The organism is Streptomyces glaucescens (assembly GCF_002154375.1).
Classification (GTDB): domain Bacteria; phylum Actinomycetota; class Actinomycetes; order Streptomycetales; family Streptomycetaceae; genus Streptomyces; species Streptomyces glaucescens.
This window is the reverse complement of record NZ_MUND01000029.1, coordinates 1-1,379: the sequence shown is the minus strand read 5'-3', so window position 1 is coordinate 1,379 and position 1,379 is coordinate 1. Positions and strand designations below refer to the sequence as shown.

3 protein-coding genes are annotated in these 1,379 nt (G+C 70.4%); all 3 read right to left on the bottom strand.

Annotation, left to right across the window (positions count from 1 at the left end; translation table 11 throughout):
* Positions 1 to 195: 195 nt before the first annotated feature.
* The 3 genes from CCN42_RS02250 to CCN42_RS02240 are packed head-to-tail and all read right to left on the bottom strand — an operon-like array spanning position 196 to position 1,150.
* Positions 196 to 594: a hypothetical protein gene (locus tag CCN42_RS02250; protein ID WP_086732817.1), complete on the bottom strand. Its 399-nt coding sequence runs from the start codon at positions 592 to 594 to the stop codon at positions 196 to 198.
* A complete protein-coding gene (locus CCN42_RS02245; protein WP_086732816.1) occupies positions 594 to 794 on the bottom strand; it encodes a hypothetical protein in 201 nt (66 codons plus the stop codon). Before CCN42_RS02245 ends, CCN42_RS02250 begins: the two co-directional genes overlap by 1 nt.
* Positions 794 to 1,150, bottom strand: coding sequence for a hypothetical protein (locus CCN42_RS02240; RefSeq protein ID WP_086732815.1), 357 nt, complete (start codon positions 1,148 to 1,150; stop codon positions 794 to 796). Before CCN42_RS02240 ends, CCN42_RS02245 begins: the two co-directional genes overlap by 1 nt.
* Between the last annotated feature and the right edge of the window lie 229 nt (positions 1,151 to 1,379).

Here is a 1,379-nt window from a genome sequence, read left to right as displayed (position 1 = left end):
CGGCAAAGAGAGCGGACGCCTCCACCATGGTGACCATGTCGGTGTTGAAGGCGTAGGGACTGTGGACGCTGATGGCCATACGGCCTCCCGGGGTCGGGCGGCCGATGTTCGGCGCACTGGCCGGCGTTCGGGCATTCGTGCTGGTGGGGTAAGCCGGTGGCCTCCTCGTTCGGCATGGGGGGTTCTCCTTCTGGGTCAGTCGGTGTGGATGGCGGCGGAGGCATTCGCGGCGTGCTGGTGGAGGTCGGGGTCGGTGAGGTGGTGGGCGAGGAGTTCGCCGGCGCGCTGGCAGTGCTTCTGCGCTTCGAAGCCGAGGGTGCGGAGGGCGGGGTTGGTGTCGGGGTTGGTGAGGCGGGCGCCGAGGTGGGCGATGAGGCCGAGGACGTCGGTGCCGTCCGGGGAGCCGGCGAGGGTGACGGTGAGGAGCTGGGTGGTGTCGAGGTCGTGCCGGGAGGATGCGAGGAGGCGGATTCCGTCGCGGATGAGGTCGATGCCGGGGTGGATGTCGTCGAGGTCGTCGAGCAGGTTGTTGAGTTTGGTGTCGTCCACGGGCGGGACCGCGTTGCCGTCGGTGTGCACGTGCTGGCCGGTCATCAGAGGTCGCCGTCCCACTCGCCGGTGACGATCTGCTCGTAGGCGGCGACTGAGGCTTCCGGGTCGCGGGAGGTGAGGACGTCGTCCAGGTACGACCAGGGGTCGACGGCGAGGAACAGGTCGGTGACGTCGGCGTACAGGTCGGGGTAGCACTGGGCTACCGCTGCCGCCGACCAGTCGCTCGGGGGGAGGTGTTCCATCACTGGCCACCTCCGATCAGGCGCAGCGCGGGGCGGGCGAGGCGGGCGTGCTTGGCGCGGAGGCCAGCGCCGCGCCGGGCAGCGAGCTCGGCCACGTCACCCAAGTTCACGGGGTCGATGTCCACGCTCCCGACGTCCGGGCCGTCGACGACGGACAGGAAGACCCGGAGGCGCCGGATGTCCGCAGGCGTCTTGAACTCGGGCAGGGCACGCAGGCCATCGAGGAAGACGAGACCGGTGCGTCGGGCGAGCTGCTCGTACACGTCGCGGTCGGCGGCCCTGGCACGACGCAGCGCCTCATCGGCCTGGGAGGTGGAGTGCTGTACTTCGCGTACATCTCGGATACGGTGCTTCATAGCAGTCGCTCCTGGTTCAGGCTGGTAGCGATCTGCCGGGTCCTTCGGGGCCCCCTCGGGGTCCAGGTGTGCTACCACCTGGGCCCTTTGGCGTTCCGGGCCTGATCCGCCGGCCAGTCCAGCACCGGCCGCAGCACGCCGGCCACCTCCGGGGACGCCAGCACGTGCGCCTGCCGCAGATTCGGCCGGTTCCCGAGGAAGGCCTCGCAGCGCAGGGCCCGCCGCTGCG